Source organism: Pseudomonas tolaasii NCPPB 2192, from assembly GCF_002813445.1.
GTDB classification, from domain to species: domain Bacteria; phylum Pseudomonadota; class Gammaproteobacteria; order Pseudomonadales; family Pseudomonadaceae; genus Aquipseudomonas; species Aquipseudomonas tolaasii.
In genome coordinates, this window is the sequence record NZ_PHHD01000001.1 from 5,371,626 (window position 1) to 5,390,942 (window position 19,317).

Here is a 19,317-nt window from a genome sequence, read left to right on the forward strand (position 1 = left end):
CCGCCATGCCGCAGTTCTTTATTGACCGCCCGATTTTCGCCTGGGTGGTCGCCCTGTTTATCCTGCTGGCCGGCGCATTGGCCATCCCGCAGTTGCCGGTGGCGCAGTACCCCAACGTCGCACCGCCAAAGGTGGAAATCTACGCGGTGTACCCCGGCGCTTCGGCGCAGACCCTGGACGAAAGCGTGGTCAGCCTGATCGAGCAGGAGCTCAACGGCGCCGACCACCTGCTGTATTTCGAATCCCAGAGCAGTTTGGGCTCGGCCACCATCACCGCCACTTTCCAGCCGGGCACCGACCCGGAAATGGCTCAGGTTGACGTGCAAAACCGTCTTAAAGCGGTCGAGCCGCGCCTGCCGCAGGCCGTGACCCAGCAAGGCTTGCAGGTGGAAAAAGTCTCCGCCGGTTTCCTGCTGCTGGTGACCCTGACGTCCAGCGACGGCAAACTCGACGACGTGGCGCTCAGCGATTACCTGGCGCGCAACGTGATGAACGAGCTCAAGCGTCTGGACGGCGTGGGCAAGGCCCAGCTGTATGGCGCCGAGCGCGCCATGCGCATCTGGATCGACCCGCAGAAACTGATCGGTTTCAACCTCACACCCGCCGACGTCAATGCCGCCATCAGCGCGCAGAACGCCCAGGTGTCGGCGGGCAGCATCGGCGATTTGCCGGGCACCAACACCCAGGAAATCACCGCCGCGATCCTGGTCAAAGGCCAGCTCTCGACCCCGGCGGAATTTGCCGACATCGTGCTCAAGGCCAACCCGGACGGCTCCACCGTGCGCGTCGGCGACGTGGCGCGGGTTGAAATCGGCAGCCAGGAATACCAGTTTTCCACGCGCCTGAACGGCAAGCCGTCCACCGCCGTCAGCGTGCAGCTGTCGCCCGGCGCCAACGCGCTGAGCACCGCCACGCTGGTGCGGGCGAAGATGGATGAGCTGTCGCGCTACTTCCCGGCCAATGTGGAATACAAGATTCCGTACGACACCTCGCCGTTCGTCAAAGTCTCGATCACCAAGGTGGTGTACACCTTGCTGGAGGCCATGGCGCTGGTGTTTGCGGTGATGTTCCTGTTCCTGCAGAACGTGCGCTACACCCTGATCCCGACGCTGGTGGTGCCGGTGGCACTGATGGGCACCTTCGCGACCATGTTGCTGCTGGGCTTTTCGATCAACGTGCTGACCATGTTCGGCATGGTGCTGGCCATCGGCATTCTGGTGGACGACGCGATTGTGGTGGTGGAGAACGTCGAGCGCATCATGGCCACCGAAGGTCTGTCGCCCAAGGACGCCACGCGCAAGGCCATGGGCCAGATCACCGGGGCCATCGTCGGCATTACGCTGGTGTTGGTGGCGGTGTTCCTGCCGATGGCCTTCATGCCGGGTTCGGTGGGGGTGATCTACCAGCAATTCTCGTTGTCGATGGCCACCTCGATCCTGTTCTCGGCTTTCCTCGCCCTGACCTTGACCCCGGCACTCTGCGCCACATTGCTCAAGCCGATTGCCCAGGGCGAGCACCATGCCAAGGGCGGTTTCTTCGGCTGGTTCAATAAACGTTTTGATCAGTTCACCAACCGCTACGAAGGCTGGGTGGCTTATGCGCTCAAGCGCAGTGGCCGCTACCTGCTGATCTACCTGGTGTTGCTGGTGGGCCTGGGCTGGATGTTCAGCCGCCTGCCCTCTTCGTTCCTGCCGGTGGAAGACCAGGGTTACACCATCACCGACATTCAGCTGCCGCCGGGCGCGAGCAAGAACCGCACGGTGCAGGTGGCCGAGCAGATTGAAGCGCACAACGCCGGGGAGCCCGGGGTGGGCGACACCACCATGATCATGGGCTTCAGTTTCTCCGGTTCCGGGCAGAATGCGGCGCTGGCGTTTACCACGCTCAAGGATTGGTCCGAACGCAGCAGCAATGATTCGGCTTCGTCGATTGCCGACCGGGCCAACGCGGCCTTCAGCGAGCTGAAAGACGCGATTGCCTACGCAATTCTGCCGCCACCGGTGGACGGCCTCGGCACCTCCAGCGGTTTCGAGTTCCGCCTGCAAGACCGGGGTGGCGTCGGCCACGCGGCCTTGATGGCGGCGCGCACCGAGCTGCTGGCGAGCGCCGAGAAGAGCCCGATCCTGGCCAACGTGCGCGAAAGCGCCCTGGCCGAAGCACCGCAAGTGCAGCTGGAAGTGGACCGCAAACAGGCCAACGCGCTGGGTGTCTCGTTTGCCGACGTGGGCAACGTACTGTCTTCGGCGATCGGCTCGGCGTATGTCAACGACTTCCCCAACCAGGGGCGCATGCAGCGCGTGGTGGTACAGGCCGAAGGCGATCAGCGCAGCCAGGTGGCGGATTTGCTTAAAATCAACGTGCGCAACAACGCCGGGAAGATGGTGCCGTTGTCGGCATTCGTCGAAGCCAAATGGACCCAGGGCCCGGCACAGTTGACGCGCTACAACGGCTACCCCGCCATTGCCATCAGCGGCGAAGCGGCACCGGGGCACAGCACGGGCGAGGCGATGGAAGAGATCCAGCGCCTGGTCAGCCAGTTGCCGGCGGGCCTGGGCCAGGAATGGACCGGTTTGTCGTTGCAGGAGCGTTTGTCCGGCTCCCAGGCGCCGTTGCTGCTGGGGCTTTCGCTGCTGATCGTGTTTCTGTGCCTGGCGGCGCTGTATGAGAGCTGGTCGATCCCGACCTCGGTGTTGCTGGTGGTGCCGCTGGGGGTGCTCGGCGCGGTATTGGCGGTGGCGTTGCGCGGCATGCCCAATGACGTGTTCTTCAAGGTGGGCTTGATCACCATCATCGGCTTGTCGGCGAAGAACGCGATTTTGATCATCGAGTTCGCCAAAGACCTGTACGAGCAAGGTGAAGACCTGATCGACGCCACCCTGAAAGCCGCGCGCCTGCGCTTGCGGCCGATCATCATGACCTCGCTGGCGTTCATTCTAGGCGTGGTGCCGTTGGCGATTGCCACCGGCGCCAGCTCGGCGAGCCAGCAAGCGATTGGCACCGGTGTGATTGGCGGCATGATCACCGCCACCCTGGCGGTGGTGTTTGTGCCAGTGTTCTTTGTAGTGGTCATGAAGCTGGTGCGTAAAAAGCGTTAAGGGCAAGCCCGCTCGCCACAGGAAGCTCATCCGCCGCGAATGCGCTATGGTGCTCACAACCTCCCCTGTTGTGAGCACCTATGGCCTTCCTTGCCCGCACCCACCCTCGCCTGTCCGCCGCTGCCGTTCTGGGCCTTGGCATAGGCATCCTGGCACCGGCAGACACACTTGTAAGCAAAATCCTCATTGGCTGGAACGCCGGGGTCTGGACTTACTTGCTGTTGATGCTGTGGCTGGTCAGCCGCTCCCGCGCCGACGACGTCAAGCGCATCGCGGAAATCGAAGATGAAAATGCCGGCATGGTGCTGTTCATGGTGTGCATCGCCGCGATCGCAAGCCTTGCGACCATCACCCTCAACCTGGTGGGCGCCAAGGACCTGGACAACACCGAGCGCCTGCTGCACTACGGCTTTACCGGGCTAACGGTGGTTGGCTCATGGTTGCTGATCGGGGTGATTTTCAGCGTGCATTACGCGCGGCTGTTTTATACCTGGGACGGTGACGAGCCGGCGCTGCGCTTTGCCGACGATTTACGAACCCCCAATTACTGGGATTTCCTGTATTTCTCGTTCACCATTGGCGTAGCAGTGCAGACGGCAGATGTGGGAGTTGCCTCGCGCGGTATGCGCAAAGTGGTGTTGGGGCAATCGTTGATTGGTTTTCTGTTCAATACCGCCATTCTGGGATTTTCGATCAATATCGCCGCAGGCCTGTTTAGCTGAGCCTGCCACCCCTGCCACGCAGAAAAAAGGCCCTGATCTTTCGACCAGGGCCTTTTGGCAACGACAGGTTCAGTTAGAACGAGTAACGAACGCCAAGGTTGGCCCCGAAGACTTGATCGATTTTGTTGCTGTTGCTGGTTTCCAGGTCGGCGTGCATTTGCAGGTTCTGGGAAAATTTCACCGCTACACCCGCACCAAACTTGCTGCGTGAACCCGACAGATCATTTTTGAACGTCTGATTGTTCACCAGCACCTTATTGTTGTTGGCAAACTCATGGACCATGGCCGCACGCAGGTATGGCTGAACAATGGTGCCGCTGTCGAGCTGGATATCACGCCCCACGGTCGCCCCCGCCTCACCCGTGATAGAGCGTGTGCGCTCACCATCGACTTGCAGGCCATTTTTCAGGCTGTAATTGCCGCCCTGAACGACAATCGACGAGCCTCGCACATAAGGTTCAACAAACCAGCCATCATCGAGCTTGATATTGCGGCCGAACTCTGCCGACAGGCTCCCGCCCAGGTTGTTGTAATTACCCTTGCTGGAAGTGCTGTCACTGAGTGTGGCCTTGGCCTCGTTCTGGAAGCGGTTGACCTTGGCAACCGTGTCAAAGTAGAAGCCGCTTTCCTGATCCATCCAGGTGGCATACAGGCCCGCGAAGTAGCTTTTGACGGTGCCCGAGGAACCCCGTGCCAGGTTGAGGTCAGAAGTACTGTGACCGGCCATCACACCGACCAGCCATTGGCTGTCTGCCAGCGGCATATCGGCACCAATGGAGAAGCCGCGCTGGTTCTGCGTGTAGGCGCTGCCCGAGCTTTCCGACACGTTGTACTTGTTGCCGAAACCGCGGATCCACAGGCCTGCCTGGCCCGGTTCGAAACGCAGTTCCCCCATGCGGGCGCGAAGCGAAGCCTCTTCGCCGAGCATCACGGTGGGCGCAGTATTGAACACTGCCTGCGCGACACGTGTGCTGCGGCTGGCGACGCGTTTCTGCGTATCCAGGAACACATCGTTGCCTTCTTTTTTTACGTCGTAAGCATAAGCACCCAAGTCGACCGGGCCGCCGTCAAGGGAAAACGTCGCATTGCCCCCCCCTGTGTGCAGCAGCTGGGTCTTGACCGATTCAACGCCGCTGGCCGCCACTGCCAGGACGAGTTTGCCCGTGGCTTCGCCGGTCACATTGATGAAGTCAGTCTGGCCGGTCGCGAAGTCCGTCCCCATGACAAATTTGCCGTCGCCGGAAAGCGTCGTCAGGTTCAGTCGGTAGAATGCATCGGCAGCCCCCATGGTGACGGTACCGCCCCCCATGTTCAGCGCACCGACCTGGCTGTCGCCGGTCATGGTCCAGTTGGCGGTATTGCCGACGCTGAGGCTGGAAACGTTCTGCAACTGGCCGGTCAGCTCGGCCTTGTTTTGCAGGTTCAAATGAGCGGTGCTGGTGCCGTCGACAGCGACATTGCCGAACAGGCGACTGTCGTCCACGTTCATGGTCGCTGTCGCGCCGCCGGAGACGCTCAGCACATTGCCGTTGCCGCCCTTCAAGGTCGAACCGTTGTTAACATCGATGGACACCGCGGGGACACGGCCTGGCGTGCCTCGCACCGAAATGGCCGAGCCGACCCGCCCCTCAACGCTGGACTGGTCCAGAACCAGTTTGCCATTCGTGGTATCGGCACGGCCGCGGGTGAGCGAGACACCATTTCCGTTACCGATGATGGTGCTTTGACTGGCTGTCGCGGTGGCACCTGACAGGGAGAGCCCTTCCGAACCGGTTCCCGTGCCTTGCACCACAGTGTTTTGCTTAAAGTGCAATTCACTGCCGCTGGTAGCCTCCGCGCCGGCGAGAGCGCCGCTGATCGTGCTGTTGGTCACCGTCGCCGTTGAGCCATTGGCAGTACCGGAGATACCAAACGCCTGCAGGCCTACGCCACGGCTGTTGGTGATGGTGCTGTCATTGATAAAAGCCTGGCTGTTTTCCAGGCGCACGGCGCCGAGCAGCTGGCTGTTGGAAGTCACCCGTGCAGCGTTGATATTGACCCTGGAGCCGCCACCTGCACGAATACTGTTAGCCACGCTGCCAGCGTTCATGTTCAACGTGGAAGCCGCCAACTCGATATCCGTTGCTGTTGCGCCGTTCATGTTAAGCGTGGACTGGCCAGACAGCTGCCAATCGGTCGAAGGAACAGTGGCATCAATGGTTTGTTGAGCACCATTGCCCAGCTGAACCGCTTGCGCTTGCCCTTGCACCGCAGCGAACAAACACAATGTAAGGGTGGGGACTTTCATCATCTTGCTCAACGGCTTGAGCTCAAACGTATTCAGTGCCGACATGGTCAATCACTCTCTTGGTGAGGCTTACAAAAAGCGGTTCGGCTCAGTCGCTACACAAGGAGCCTTACCTCTGCGGCGCATAGGGTAAGAATTAAGCCTCCCTTGTTATGTAGGAATAGTCTGCAGCTTAGATGTAAAAAATCTTCACGCCGGGTGATTTATTGAACGGGAACGATTGAGCGAAACGCCCCCCCTTTCAAGTGCGAAAGAGGGGGCTTGCCGCTGTGTTACCTGACGCCTCTAAGGCCCTACGATGGGTGACAAATCACAGGAATTCTGTGACAGCGTGGTACGCACGTTGAGGCCCGACACCGCAACCCCCAGCGTGTTGCCGGCCAAAGGAGCAGTGACAACCACTTCGGCCCGCCCAAGTCGTGCATTCACCAGGAAACTGAACGGCACCAGGAAGGTGTGACCGCTGGCGATAATGGCGGGGGTAATGGGCACGCTGTAGGTTTGCGTATTGTCAAAAATCGGCGTTCCTGTACGAGGCCTGAAAATCCGCAACGCAAGGGTCAGTTGCTGGCCGAGCACCATCCTTGGATCTCCCTGTACGAAAATCCGCCCCTGGAACGTTTTGGGCGTCGTCACCGGGACGATCACAAGCGAATCACAGTTCCACTGATTATTTGCACCGGTGCCCACAGCGCCGGTAAATTGCGGCGCGGGCAGGCTAGCTGTCACAGCGCCCAGTACCTGCACAGGGGTAGGTGGTGAGTCATTGCGGTTATCGTCAGCCGTTGGCGCTGCCGTCGATGCAACGAAATAATGAAAATTTTGAACGCCATTTCCACCGGCCTCTATATTGCTCCAGGCAACTGGAACGCGGATGGTTTGCCCCGACACTTCAGTCGTGATCGGATACGGCGGCGTGACGAGCGTGCCGTCGGGGCGTACCACGTGAATCCACATGCCTGGCGCGGGAGCATCACTGCCCGTCCACAAAACAATTTCTGCAAAGGCAGTGTTACCCGCCTGTGGAAACCTCAGCACATTGGGTTCAACCGGAGCAGCATCAGGTTGTCCAAACATATTCAGGGGCAGTAAACGGGTGTTCGGGCTGCCCGGCGTGCCGGGGTTGTCCGGCCCTGTCACACTCAAATTCACATCGATCGTCTTGGTGGGTGAAGGAAATTCCTCACCGTCCCGACGGATGCGGTATTGCAGGTCTGTCGGCTTCACCCCTTTTGTGGTGCCGTAATCAGCAAGGATCAGCGGGGTCAACAGGGCTGTATCCAACGTGAACGGCAGCTGGGGTACGCCAAACCACTGGGTCCAGGGCTGATTGCCCCATTTGAACTGAAACTCGTCCTTGGCCGGCAGGTGGTTCGTGTAAGCAAGGATCTGGCCGGTAACACCGGACACGTAGTCCTTGACGTTGATTAAACGGTCAGTACTGCCCCCCCTCGGCGCGGGAGCCTGGTCAATCAGAATATCCTCCAGCACAGGCGGTGGCGTCAGCGCGACGGTGAAGGGCGCACTCGCGATTGACGGCAGACTGACGTGCCCCAAACGGTCTGTGATGGTATAGATAAGCTTGTACACACCACTGTTGGTTACTTCACCGGGAAGCAGTGTAAAGACGTTGCCGGTTTGCGTCATGGGCCGCGGTGGAATGAGCCCACCCACCTCCTCGGATGGCACCGCCGCGTCACCTGTAGTCCAGTAGAACTGAATCGTGTCGAGAGGATCCCACTGCCCACTTCGAAAAGCATAGGTGTTATCGGGAACACTAAAGGTTAAACCGCCAGCGCTCGCCAAAAAAGTGGCCGTAACAGGCGTACCTGCCGGCAACGTACCCGTGTAGATGGGTGCGGGCGGCCTGACGCTGGAATTTACACTCTCATACGGGGCATATTGGTCAAATGTCACAGGCACGGGAGCCGATTGCTCGCCCACATCTGAAGGCCGGTCCACATCGCCCGGAATGGCCGGGTCCGCAAACTTATTAACAAATAACTGATGACAAATTTCGAATTCCCCATGGGGGAACCCGCCGCTGCCGGCAGGGGCCGGGATCGTGACGCGAAACAAGTCGCCAGGGTTCGCAATGGTAAATTGGGCGGGCCCTGCTATCTGGGTCCAGGCATTGGCAATCGGGCTGGTCTTGTCGCGCATATAAACTTCATACCAATCCCCGTTATCCGATTGATCGCCAGACGGGCAGTCAAGCTCTAAACTACTGGTCGCAGACGCTTTTGAAACAAGACCTATAGCCGGGTCGACCACATTCTGAATTTGAACTGGCGCCAGGGTAGGAGGTATACCGATAATAAACACTTTGGTAGAAACTTTTCCGTTCATGTTCTGCTCTCCATCGTACCGAATATAGTTGACTGCACCGAGCCGATGCATTCCACATGCATGCATGCGTTCGTCGTTGTTTAAAAGCCACTGCCTACAGCTGCCCAACTACCAACTTGCAGAATCCCTATGCGCTGTGACTCCCATCTCGCTTCATCCGCTTACTTGGGGCCTATTCCCAACGGGCCGCAATACTTCCCGGAACCAGCGAATTTTCGATCGATTTGTACATAGGCTGCACTTGAAGTCCCCACCAGAGCGCCCTTTCGGCTAACACTGTATTTCGCCGACAACCCTGCAAAGTCACTGAGCGGTCTGATGAAGTTCTCATAATCCGTTATCAGGAACGTATGGGCCGTTTCCGAATTGCCCCATATGTGGCTGATTGTATGAGCAGTCGACGCAATCGGATTACGGTCCGGATAGTTTAGAAACCCTTGAACGATGACGGTGACCACGTCGCCCGGAAGTACGTTTGTACCGGGTGTCACTACAATTTGAACTTCTACCCAGATGGGTGGCTGCGTACTGCACGCCAGATACTTATTGGGGTGCTGTAATGATTGCGGAAATGCAGGGCGTGGAAAGTTAATAGGAGGCACAATCGTGGCCGTCACACTCTGACTGGCCGATTGTTGCTGGTTGACAGCGTTATCAGTCACGTAATAGGCCGACAAACTCGCACCGGCGCCAAGTGCCTGTGTCACCGTTGCCCAGGGAATGGAATTGTCAAAGTTTACGATCACGCCCCCCACGTCACCCGGCTTGACTTTATAGGTTGCTACTGGCGTCGCCTGACCTGCGAAGAACAGCGAGAGGCTGTCACCGAGTTTCGGATTCGCAGGCAAAACAACGGAAGCTGTGACGGGCAGGTTGACGTCGCGGATGTCCAGGCGGTTGGCGACTTGGGACACCGCACCAAACAGATTTACCAGGTCCAGCAACACATTGAGGAGCGCCGGCGCCAGATTATGATCACGCCCGAAGACGGTGAAATCCATATTCAGCAATTTCAGTGGCGACCGTTCACCGGGGCCCGCCAGGTCGGCGGCCCGCCGGATATAGTAGCGAAAAGTCACATTGTCTTTGCGTTGAAGGTCGGAGCCGTTGGCGATCAGTTCGGTCCATTTAAATTGGCCGGATAAAGGCAGCGATGTCACAGGCAGAGGCGCAAGTTTGACGCCGTTCAATTCAGGAATACAGATATCCCCGGCCATCGGGTTGCCATAGGGTTTTACGGTGAACGACACAATATTGCGCGCGTCCTCTCGCACCAGAAGTTTTTTGAACTCAAACGCGGGCACTTCAGGCGGGAGCAATCCCGTTACGGGCGGGGTGAGATTGAGCGCAACACGGCCCAACAAGGAAAATTGATTACCGATATTGCCGGCTTCATCCTTTAACTTGTAACACGCATAAATTTCTGGAAAGGCCGCAAACTTGCGAAACTCCGCCACGGGTACGTTTAGAATCATTGAGCCGGCAGTCACCGCAAATACCTGCGCGTGTACGGGCAGGCCGGTGGGCAGGGCATTACTGTTCATAAAGTAAAGCAGGACCTCATCATTAAGGGCACGACCTGAATAATCGCCTGGCACTTCAACAGCGAGCGTCGCGTTAGTGCTCAAGTCGAGTTCACTGATGGGATCGGTGTGAAACAGTGGTGCTTTAAGCGTCTGGTTTTCCCCTGGCGACCTGCGGTCAAAGATCACCTCCACGGGTGAAGAAGTCTCAAATACCAGGCTGTCTTCGAACAAGTTGCGTATACGGTATGAGACCAGCACCTTGTTATTATTTTGAAAGTACGCCTGGGGAATAGTCTGCTCAAGAGGAAAATCAGCGGCGGTAATCGGCCCGTCGAGGGGTTTCGCAGGAAGGTCAAACGGTACACTTCCTAGAACGTGCCATATCACCTCAAAATAATCGGTTTCACCCAACTGAGGTAAAAATCCCCAAGGCGCATTTAACTTGACCTTCAGGTCTGCAAATAACAGCGCGGTTGGAATGACCCCACTCGGCAATCGCCCTTCCACTTCAAGCGCAGGTAATGTCGGCAAGGCGTTTAAACCCGTAACCTTCGTGGTCGCTGTAGTGCCGCTTGAAGGGCTGCTCATGTATGTCTCCAGAATATCAACATCGCATCGGCTGGCGCGTTAGGCTGATCGGTTTAGCCTTGATTGAATACCCAATCACGGCCCTCGGATACTGTCAGAACTAACAGGTACGACCGCCATTCGTCGGGGTTTACGGGAAACTCCCTTGCTCCAGTCATCAGAAATACACTTGACGGGTTTGCCGCATTGAGGTTTCCTGAAACCGGTTTCAATGCTCACAACCTCCAATAAGAAAGGCCTGCTGCCGTGACCACTTTTTCTGCCGCCCAGCGCAGCCGCGTGACCATGCTTGATGTGGCCGAGCGCGCCGGCGTCTCCAAAGCCAGCGTGTCGCGCTTTATCGGCGATGACCGCGCCCTGCTCTCAGACGCCATTGCGCTGCGCATCGAGCAGGCCATCAACGAGCTCGGCTATCGTCCCAACCAGATGGCCCGCGGCCTGAAACGCGGGCGCACGCGTTTGATCGGCATGCTCGTTGCCGACATTCGCAACCCCTATTCCATTGCCGTGATGCACGGCGTCGAAACCGCCTGCCGTCAACACGGCTATAGCCTGGTGGTGTGCAACACCGACCGCGATGACGAGCAAGAGCGCCAGCATCTGGCTGCACTGCGTTCGTACAACATCGAAGGGTTGATCGTGAACACCCTCGGCCATCACCTCGAGCAACTGCTGGAATTGCAGCGCGAAATGCCGCTCGTCCTGGTGGACCGTAAAATTGCCCCGCTGCACAGCGACCTGGTGGGTCTGGATAACCCCGCCGCCGTCCGCATCGCCGTGGACCACCTGCAGCAACAGGGCTACCGCGAGGTACTGATGGTGACCGAAGCCAATGACGGCACCAGCTCACGCCTGGAGCGCCAACAGAGCTTCAAGGCCGAGATGGCCCGCCGCGCCGGGATGACCGGCGTCGTGCTGGAACTCGACGCCACGCTGGAACACAACCTCAAAGTCTTTGTTGCCAAGGCGGGCCCCAAAGCGCTGTTCTGCGCCAACGGCATCACCGCACTGGCCTGCACCCGCGCCCTGAAAAACCTGGGCTGCAACCTGTTTGACGACATCGGCCTGATCGCCCTCGACGACCTGGACTGGTACCCCTTGGTGGGCAACGGCATTACCGCCCTCGCCCAACCCACCGAAGCCATTGGTGCCAGTGCGTTCGACTGCCTGCTCAAACGCTTGCGCGGTGACGATGCGCCGACGCGCACCCTGGATTTCCTGCCGCAACTGATTGTTCGCGGCTCAACCTGTGGGCACCGACCTTCCTGACTGTCCGCTATCGCAGGCAAGCCAGCGCCCACATTGATGATTGTTTGCGTGAAAAAATGAAACCGGTTTCAGAGGTAAACAACAATGCATAAATACCCCGTCTCCATCAGCCTATCCAGCTACGGCGCCGACCTGGTTCGCGAGCAGGGCCAGCTGAGTTTTGTCGAGTTGCTCAGCGCTGCCGGCGCCCAACGCATCGAATGGCGCGAAGAACTGCTGACCACCGAGCAACCGACCCTCCTGGCGCGAGCCGCCGACAAGCATGGCCTTGAATCGGTGTTTTCCTCGCCCCTGGAACTGTGGGTCGCCGGGCGCGCCCAGCCCAATGCCGAACTGGGTGCAACCCTGGATCGCGCGCGAACGTTCGGTTCGCGCTGGCTGAAAGTCTCCCTCGGCTACTTCACCGATACGAACGACCTGCAAAGCCTGCACGCCCTGCTCGGCCGTCACCCGGTCCAGTTACTGGTGGAAAACGACCAGACCCTGCACGGCGGACGCATCGAGCCGATGCAACGGTTTTTCAGCGACGTCGAGCGCCTGGGCCTGCCGGTGAAAATGACCTTCGACATCGGCAACTGGCAGTGGCAAGACCAGTCCGCCCTCACCGCCGCACGCCTGCTGGGCCGCCATGTGGATTACCTGCATTGCAAGGCCGTGGCGCGCCGGGCGGACGGCAAGCTGGTGGCGCTGCCGCCCGGCGCCACCGACCTGCATCTGTGGGAACAACTGCTTAAACATATGACTCAAGGAATTACCCGGGCCGTGGAATTCCCGTTGCAGGGCGATGACCTGATCGCGGTCACCGCGCAACAGGTGGCCGCCCTCGCCCTCCTTGGCCAGCCCCGTGCGGAGAATGCCCATGTCTGAGATCGATATCCTGTCGTTTGGTGAAACCATGGCGATGTTTGTCGCCGAGCAGACCGGCGACCTGGCCCAGGTGGCGCAGTTTCACAAGCGCATTGCCGGGGCTGACAGCAATGTCGCCATCGGCTTGTCGCGCCTGGGGTTCAACGTGGCCTGGCTGAGCCGTGTAGGCAATGACTCGCTGGGCCGGTTTGTGGTCGATACGCTGAAAAGCGAAGGCCTGGACTGCCGCCATGTGGCCGTCGACCCGCTGCACCCCACCGGCTTTCAGTTCAAGTCCCGCGAAGAAGCCGGCGCCGACCCTCAGGTGGAATATTTCCGCAAAGGCTCGGCGGCCAGCCATTTGTCCATCGCGGCCATCAGCCCGGCGCTGTTGCAGGCGCGGCACCTGCACGCCACCGGGATTCCGCCGGCGCTGTCCGAGGCCACCCGTGAGTTGTCCGTGGAATTGATGACGCAAATGCGCGGCGCCGGGCGCAGCGTCTCTTTCGACCCCAACCTGCGCCCCTCGCTGTGGGCTAGCGAAGCGCAGATGATCCGCGAAATCAACGCCCTCGCGGCATTGGCCGATTGGGTATTGCCGGGCCTGGGCGAAGGCCGCCTGCTCACCGGTTTCGACGACCCGGCGGACATTGCCGCGTTTTACCTGGACCAGGGCGCCGAAGCCGTGGCCATCAAGCTCGGCGCGGACGGCGCCTACTACCGCACCCATATGGACCAGGGCTTCATCGCCGCTGTGCCGGTGGAAAAGGTGGTGGACACCGTGGGCGCCGGCGACGGTTTTGCCGTAGGCATGGTCAGTGCCCTGCTGGAAAACCTCAGCTTTCCCGAAGCGGTACAGCGCGGCAACTGGATCGGCAGCCGTGCCGTGCAGAGCCGTGGCGATATGGAAGGCCTGCCCACGCGCGCGGAGCTGCCCGGCCGATCCGTTGCCTGACCCACCACTACCTGTTGCCACAACTACAACAAGCTCAGGAGCCACCCCATGCAAACGCTGAAACTCGCCACCCGCCGTTGGTGGTACATCATGCCCATCGTGTTTATCACTTACAGCCTGGCCTACCTGGACCGCGCCAACTACGGCTTCGCGGCCGCCTCCGGGATGGCCGAAGACCTGATGATCACCCCCGGCATGTCGTCACTGTTGGGCGCCCTGTTTTTCCTCGGCTACTTTTTCTTCCAGGTGCCGGGGGCGATTTACGCGCAAAAACGCAGCGTCAAAAAGCTGATTTTTGTCAGCCTGATTCTGTGGGGCGGCCTGGCCACCCTGACCGGTGTGGTGTCCAACGCCTACATGCTGATCGCCATCCGCTTCATGCTCGGCGTGGTCGAAGCCGCGGTGATGCCGGCGATGCTGGTGTACCTGTGCCACTGGTTCACCCGCGCCGAACGCTCACGGGCCAACACCTTCCTGATCCTCGGCAACCCGGTGACCATGCTGTGGATGTCAGTGGTCTCGGGCTACCTGGTGCAGCATTTCAGCTGGCGCTGGATGTTTATCATCGAAGGCTTGCCGGCGGTGATCTGGGCGTTTATCTGGTGGAAGCTGGCGGATGAAAAACCGGCGAATGCCAAGTGGCTGAGCGACACCGAGAAACACGACCTGGAAAGCGCTCTCGCCGCCGAGCAAGTCGGGATCAAAGCAGTGAAGAATTACGCCGAGGCCTTCCGCTCGCCCAAGGTGATCATTCTGGCGCTGCAGTTTTTCTGCTGGAGTATCGGCGTGTATGGCTTTGTGCTGTGGCTGCCGTCGATCCTCAAGGCCGGTTTGCAGATGGACATGGTTGAGGCCGGCTGGCTCTCGGCGCTGCCGTACCTGGCGGCGGTGATCGGCATGCTCGCGGTGTCGTGGGGTTCAGACAAGCTGCAAAAACGTAAACGTTTTGTGTGGCCGCCGCTGCTGATCGCCTCCATCGCCTTCTATGCCTCTTACGTGCTGGGCGCCGAACATTTCTGGTGGTCCTACAGCCTGCTGGTGATCGCCGGGGCCTGCATGTACGCGCCTTACGGGCCGTTTTTTGCCATCGTGCCGGAAATTTTGCCGGCCAATGTGGCCGGTGGCGCCATGGCACTGATCAACAGCATGGGTGCCCTCGGCTCGTTCGGCGGCTCCTGGCTGGTGGGTTACCTCAATAGCAGCACCGGCTCGCCCGGCGCTTCGTACCTGCTGATGAGCGGCGCGCTGCTGCTGTCGGTGGTGCTCACGATTTTCCTCAAACCCGGCGCCAGCGACCGCGTACGGGTGCCAACCCTGGAGTTGAAGGTAAAAACCTCATGAAAAAGTCTGTCGTACTCTACAAAAAACTTTCCGCACCGTTGATGGCGCGTCTGCATGAACAGGTCGACGTCACCCTGATCGAAGCACTGGACGACACCGGCCTGGCCAAACTGCGCGACGCCCTGCCCAGCGCCCACGGCCTGCTCGGCGCCAGCCTGCGCCTGGACGCCACACTGCTCGACCTGGCGCCCCATCTGGAGGCCGTGGCCAGCGTCTCCGTGGGGGTCGACAACTACGACATCGACTACTTGACGGCACGCGGCATTCTGCTCAGCAACACCCCGGACGTGCTCACCGAAACCACCGCCGACACCGGCTTCGCGCTGATTCTGGCCACCGCACGGCGCGTGGTGGAACTGGCCGACATGGTGCGCGCCGGCCAATGGAGCAAAAACATCGGCCCGGCGCACTTCGGCACCGACGTGCACGGCAAAACCCTGGGCATCATCGGCATGGGCCGAATCGGCGAAGCCCTGGCCCAGCGCGGGCATTTCGGATTTGGCATGCCGGTGATCTACCACAGCCATTCGCCCAAACCCCAGGTTGAAGCGCGGTTTGGCGCGCAATACCGCAGCCTGGCGGAATTGCTCAAGGAAGCCGATTTCGTCTGCCTGACCCTGCCGCTGACGGCTGAAACCGAGAAGCTGATCGGCGCCGAAGAGTTCGCGCTGATGGGGCCGCAGACGATCTTTATCAACATTTCGCGCGGCAAGGTGGTGGACGAAGTGGCGTTGGTCGAAGCCTTGCAGCAACGCATCATTCGGGCGGCAGGGTTGGATGTGTTCGAGCGCGAGCCGTTGAATCATGACTCGCCGTTGTTGCGCCTGAACAATGTGGTGGCCACGCCGCACATCGGCTCGGCGACCCATGAGACGCGCGAAGCGATGGCCAGGTGTGCGGTGGATAATCTGTTGCAGGCGTTGGCCGGGGAGAAGCCGAAAAACCTGGTCAACCCCACTGCCTGGAAACCCTAGTTCCTGACACACCCCACACAAGCCAGTTTCCAGGCAAGCCAGTTCAACAGTTGAGAGTCTGCGACTGTCAGATCACAAACCTGGCCACCATGGCGTTCAAATCCACCGCCAAACGCGACAGCTCATGGCTGGCCGCGCTGGTCTGGTTGGCGCCGGCGGCCGACAGGGTTGCCAGGTCGCGAATGTTCACCAGGTTGCGGTCCACTTCACGGGACACCTGGGCCTGCTCTTCCGAGGCGCTGGCGATCACCAGGTTGCGCTCGTTGATCAGGCTGATGGACTGGGTGATCTGCTCCAGCGCCACACCAGCCGCGCGGGCCATTTCCAGGGTGTTTTGCGTGCGCTGATTGCTCTGTTGCATCGACTGCACCGCCTCGCCGGTGCCGTTCTGGATGCCGGCGACCATCTTCTCGATTTCCTGGGTCGACTGCGCGGTGCGGTGGGCGAGTGCCCGCACTTCGTCCGCCACTACCGCAAAACCGCGCCCGGCTTCACCGGCCCGCGCCGCCTCAATCGCCGCGTTGAGCGCCAGCAGGTTGGTCTGCTCGGCAATCGCGCGGATCACGTCGAGCACTTTGCCGATGTCGCGGCCCTGGGACGCCAGGCCTTCAATCAGCACCGCCGTGTTTTGCACATCCTGGGTCATGGTCTGGATCGCGCCGACGGTTTCCACCACCCGGTCGCGCCCTTCGCGGGCCGCCTGGTTCGACTGGCTCGACGCCTCGGAGGTGGACACCGCATTGCGCGCCACTTCTTCCACCGCCGCTGTCATTTCATTAACCGCCGTGGCGGCCTGATCGATTTCGTTGTTCTGCTGCTGCAAGCCTTTGGAGGCTTCTTCGGTGACCGCGCTCAGTTCTTCGGCGGCAGAGGCCAGCTGCGTGGCCGAGCCGGCAATGTGCTGGATGGTCTGGCGCAGGTTGGCCTGCATCGCGGCCAGGGCGCCGAGCAAGCGCGCAGGTTCGTCCTTGCCGTCGTCCTCGATGGTTTTGCTGAGGTTGCCGCCGGCAATGGTTTCGGCCACTTCCACAGCTTTGCGCAGCGGCGTGACGATGCTGCGGGTCAGCAACCAGGCGAGCAGCACGGTGAGCAAGGCGGCGGCGACCGCGAACACAATCACCCCGGTAATCGCGCCTTGATAGCTGGCACCGGCTTCGGTGTCGGCGTCTTTGGCGTCGGCTGCGTTGATCGCGATCAGCTTGTTCAACTGTTCGCCCATCAGGTCGGTGCCGTCCTTGATGCGCGTATTGATCAGGGCTCGCATCTCATCGACCTTGTTCTGCTTGGACAAGGCCAGCATCTCGGCCTGCGCCTTGAGGTAGTTGTCCAGCGTGCTGACGAACGTCTTGTACAGCGCCGCTTCCTCGGTACCGGCGGGCAACACCGCGTAGCCGGCCTGGGCGGTTTTGACCTTTTCGGTCAGCACGCCCATGCGGGTTTCGGCCTCCTGCAAGCCCGCCGGCTCACGGTTGACCAACACGCGAAATGACAGGATGCGCAGGCGCAGCACGTTTTCGGTGATGTTGCCCAGGTACGTGACGCTGGGCAGCTGCGTGGCGCTCATGTCCACCGACGACTGGCGGATCTGCGTCATGCGGTTGACCGCAAACACCCCCAGCAACACCACTAACAAGGCAATGAACGCGAAACCGAGAAACGCTCGTGGGGCAATATTCAGCTGACGCAGGGACATAGGGGATGCTCTCAGAAATAGTGTTTGCGAGCGTCCCTGCCGCGAAACGATCAGCCGGCGTCAACGCGCCGTTCTGACCTTTGGTCACCACTGTTATGGTTGGAATGTGGGCCTATACGAGGTATCGGCAGCGCCCGGGGTTTTGCGCAGGCCCCCCATAAATATTTTTTTACACTTCTGACGATCGGCAGTTTCTGGCATCCTGCGCCTCCCTTTTCTGACCCGGGCCCGCATTGTGTCTGACGCTCAAGCTCCTCGCCCCCGCTATAAATCCGACCTGATCTACGGCCTGGAAGACCGCCCGCACTTCACGGCAGCGATCTTTGCCGCGCTGCAGCATGTGCTGGCGAGTTTTGTCGGCATCATCACCCCCACCTTGATCGTCGGCGGGGTGCTCGGCCTGGAAAGCGAAGTGCCGTATCTGGTGAGCATGGCGCTGTTCGTCTCGGGCCTGGGCACCTTTGTGCAGGCGCGCACGTTCGGGCCGATCGGCTCCGGGCTGCTGTGCCTGCAGGGCACCAGTTTTTCGTTTATCAGCGTGATTCTCAGTGCCGGGTTCATGGTCAAGGCCCGGGGCGGCGGCACCGACGAAATTCTCTCGACGATCTTTGGCATCTGCTTTTTCGCGGCCTTTATCGAAGTGGTGCTCAGCCAGTTCATCGGCAAGCTGCGCAAGCTGATCACCCCGGTGGTCACCGGCACCATCATTACCTTGATGGGCCTGTCGCTGATCAAGGTGGCGGTCACCGACATGGCCGGCGGCTTTGGTGCCAAGGACCTGGGCGCCGCGAGCAACATGGGGTTGGCCGCGTTGGTGCTGCTGACCATCGTGGTGCTCAACCGCTTCAACAACCCGTTCCTGCGCCTGGGTTCGATCGTGATCGGCCTGACCCTAGGCTTCGTCGTCGCCTGGCTGCTGGGCCGTGTGGATCTGGCCGCCCTGCCCCAGGTGCCGTTGATCAGCGTGCCGGTGCCGTTCAAGTACGGCTTTTCGTTCGACTGGGTGGCGTTTATCCCGGTGGCGGTGATCTTCCTGATTTCACCGCTGGAAGCGGCCGGTGACCTGACCGCCAATTCGATGATTTCCCAACAGCCGGTCAAGGGCCCGCTGTACATCAAGCGCATCAAGTCGGGCCTGCTGGCCGACGGCCTCAACTCGGCGATGGCCGCCACCTTCAACAGCCTGCCGATGGTGACCTTCGCCCAGAACAACGGCGTGATCCAGTTGACCGGCGTGGCCAGCCGCTACGTCGCCTACTTCATCGCCGGCCTGCTGGTGTTGCTGGGACTGTTCCCGATGATCGGCGCGGTGCTGCAACTGATGCCCAAGCCGGTGTTGGGCGGCGCGACCCTGATCATGTTCGGCACCGTCGCCGTGGCGGGCATCAAGATTCTGGCCGAAGCCGGGCTGCACCGCCGTAACGTGCTGATCGTGGCGATCTCCCTGGGGATGGGCCTGGGCGTCGCTGCCGTGCCGGAAGTGCTGCGCGAACTGCCCAAGGCGTTGCACAACATCTTTGAATCGCCGATCACCGTAGGCGCGTTCTGTGCCATCGTGCTGAACATTTTCCTGCCGGAAGAGTTCATAGAGCTGGAAGAAGATGAATTTGATCCGGAGTCCTCTACCCTCAAAGTGATGCAGGACCCGGACGTCACGAAATAGGAGCAACTT

Annotated in this window: 12 protein-coding genes; 8 read left to right on the forward strand and 4 right to left on the reverse strand. The window is 60.2% G+C overall.

Annotation, left to right across the window (positions count from 1 at the left end):
• Positions 1–5 precede the first annotated feature (5 nt).
• Both ATI14_RS24550 and ATI14_RS24555 read left to right on the forward strand, forming a co-directional pair.
• A complete protein-coding gene (locus ATI14_RS24550; protein ID WP_016970847.1) occupies positions 6–3,095 on the forward strand; it encodes an efflux RND transporter permease subunit in 3,090 nt (1,029 codons plus the stop codon).
• Between the two features lie 80 nt (positions 3,096–3,175).
• Entirely contained in the window at positions 3,176–3,817 is a 642-nt protein-coding gene (locus ATI14_RS24555; protein ID WP_016970846.1) for a DUF1345 domain-containing protein, read from the forward strand.
• A 73-nt stretch (positions 3,818–3,890) separates the two neighbouring features.
• Here ATI14_RS24555 and ATI14_RS24560 read toward each other — a convergent pair whose 3' ends face one another.
• The 3 genes from ATI14_RS24560 to ATI14_RS24570 form a co-directional block, all read right to left on the reverse strand.
• Positions 3,891–6,149 carry an autotransporter outer membrane beta-barrel domain-containing protein gene (locus tag ATI14_RS24560; protein WP_080520018.1) on the reverse strand — a complete coding sequence of 753 codons (2,259 nt, stop codon included), beginning with the start codon at positions 6,147–6,149 and terminating at the stop codon, positions 3,891–3,893.
• Positions 6,150–6,389: 240 nt separating this feature from the next.
• Positions 6,390–8,453: a hypothetical protein gene (locus tag ATI14_RS24565; protein ID WP_016970844.1), complete on the reverse strand. Its 2,064-nt coding sequence runs from the start codon at positions 8,451–8,453 to the stop codon at positions 6,390–6,392.
• 161 nt (positions 8,454–8,614) lie between these two features.
• Positions 8,615–10,567: a hypothetical protein gene (locus ATI14_RS24570; RefSeq protein ID WP_231124401.1), complete on the reverse strand. Its 1,953-nt coding sequence runs from the start codon at positions 10,565–10,567 to the stop codon at positions 8,615–8,617.
• Positions 10,568–10,813: 246 nt separating this feature from the next.
• Between ATI14_RS24570 and ATI14_RS24575 the strand changes: the two genes are divergently transcribed.
• The 5 genes from ATI14_RS24575 (at position 10,814) to ATI14_RS24595 (ending at position 15,952) form a co-directional block, all read left to right on the forward strand.
• Positions 10,814–11,836, forward strand: a complete 1,023-nt coding sequence (locus tag ATI14_RS24575) for a LacI family DNA-binding transcriptional regulator (protein WP_016970842.1) — start codon at positions 10,814–10,816, stop codon at positions 11,834–11,836.
• Positions 11,837–11,920: 84 nt separating this feature from the next.
• Positions 11,921–12,703 (forward strand): sugar phosphate isomerase/epimerase family protein, encoded by a 783-nt coding sequence (locus ATI14_RS24580; protein ID WP_016970841.1) that lies wholly within the window; start codon positions 11,921–11,923, stop codon positions 12,701–12,703.
• Positions 12,696–13,637, forward strand: coding sequence for a sugar kinase (locus tag ATI14_RS24585; protein ID WP_016970840.1), 942 nt, complete (start codon positions 12,696–12,698; stop codon positions 13,635–13,637). Before ATI14_RS24580 ends, ATI14_RS24585 begins: the two co-directional genes overlap by 8 nt.
• A 48-nt stretch (positions 13,638–13,685) precedes the next feature.
• The gene (locus ATI14_RS24590) at positions 13,686–14,978 is read left to right on the forward strand and encodes an MFS transporter (protein ID WP_016970839.1); all 1,293 of its coding nucleotides are present in this window, start codon (positions 13,686–13,688) and stop codon (positions 14,976–14,978) included.
• Positions 14,975–15,952: a 2-hydroxyacid dehydrogenase gene (locus tag ATI14_RS24595; RefSeq protein ID WP_016970838.1), complete on the forward strand. Its 978-nt coding sequence runs from the start codon at positions 14,975–14,977 to the stop codon at positions 15,950–15,952. The genes ATI14_RS24590 and ATI14_RS24595 overlap by 4 nt, the downstream gene beginning before the upstream one ends.
• 67 nt (positions 15,953–16,019) lie before the next feature.
• Here ATI14_RS24595 and ATI14_RS24600 read toward each other — a convergent pair whose 3' ends face one another.
• Entirely contained in the window at positions 16,020–17,645 is a 1,626-nt protein-coding gene (locus tag ATI14_RS24600) for a methyl-accepting chemotaxis protein (protein WP_016970837.1), read from the reverse strand.
• A 235-nt stretch (positions 17,646–17,880) separates the two neighbouring features.
• Here ATI14_RS24600 and ATI14_RS24605 point away from each other — a divergent pair, with 235 nt between their 5' ends.
• On the forward strand, positions 17,881–19,308 hold the full coding sequence (locus ATI14_RS24605) for a nucleobase:cation symporter-2 family protein (protein ID WP_016970836.1): 1,428 nt from the start codon (positions 17,881–17,883) through the stop codon (positions 19,306–19,308).
• The last annotated feature ends 9 nt before the right edge of the window (positions 19,309–19,317 follow it).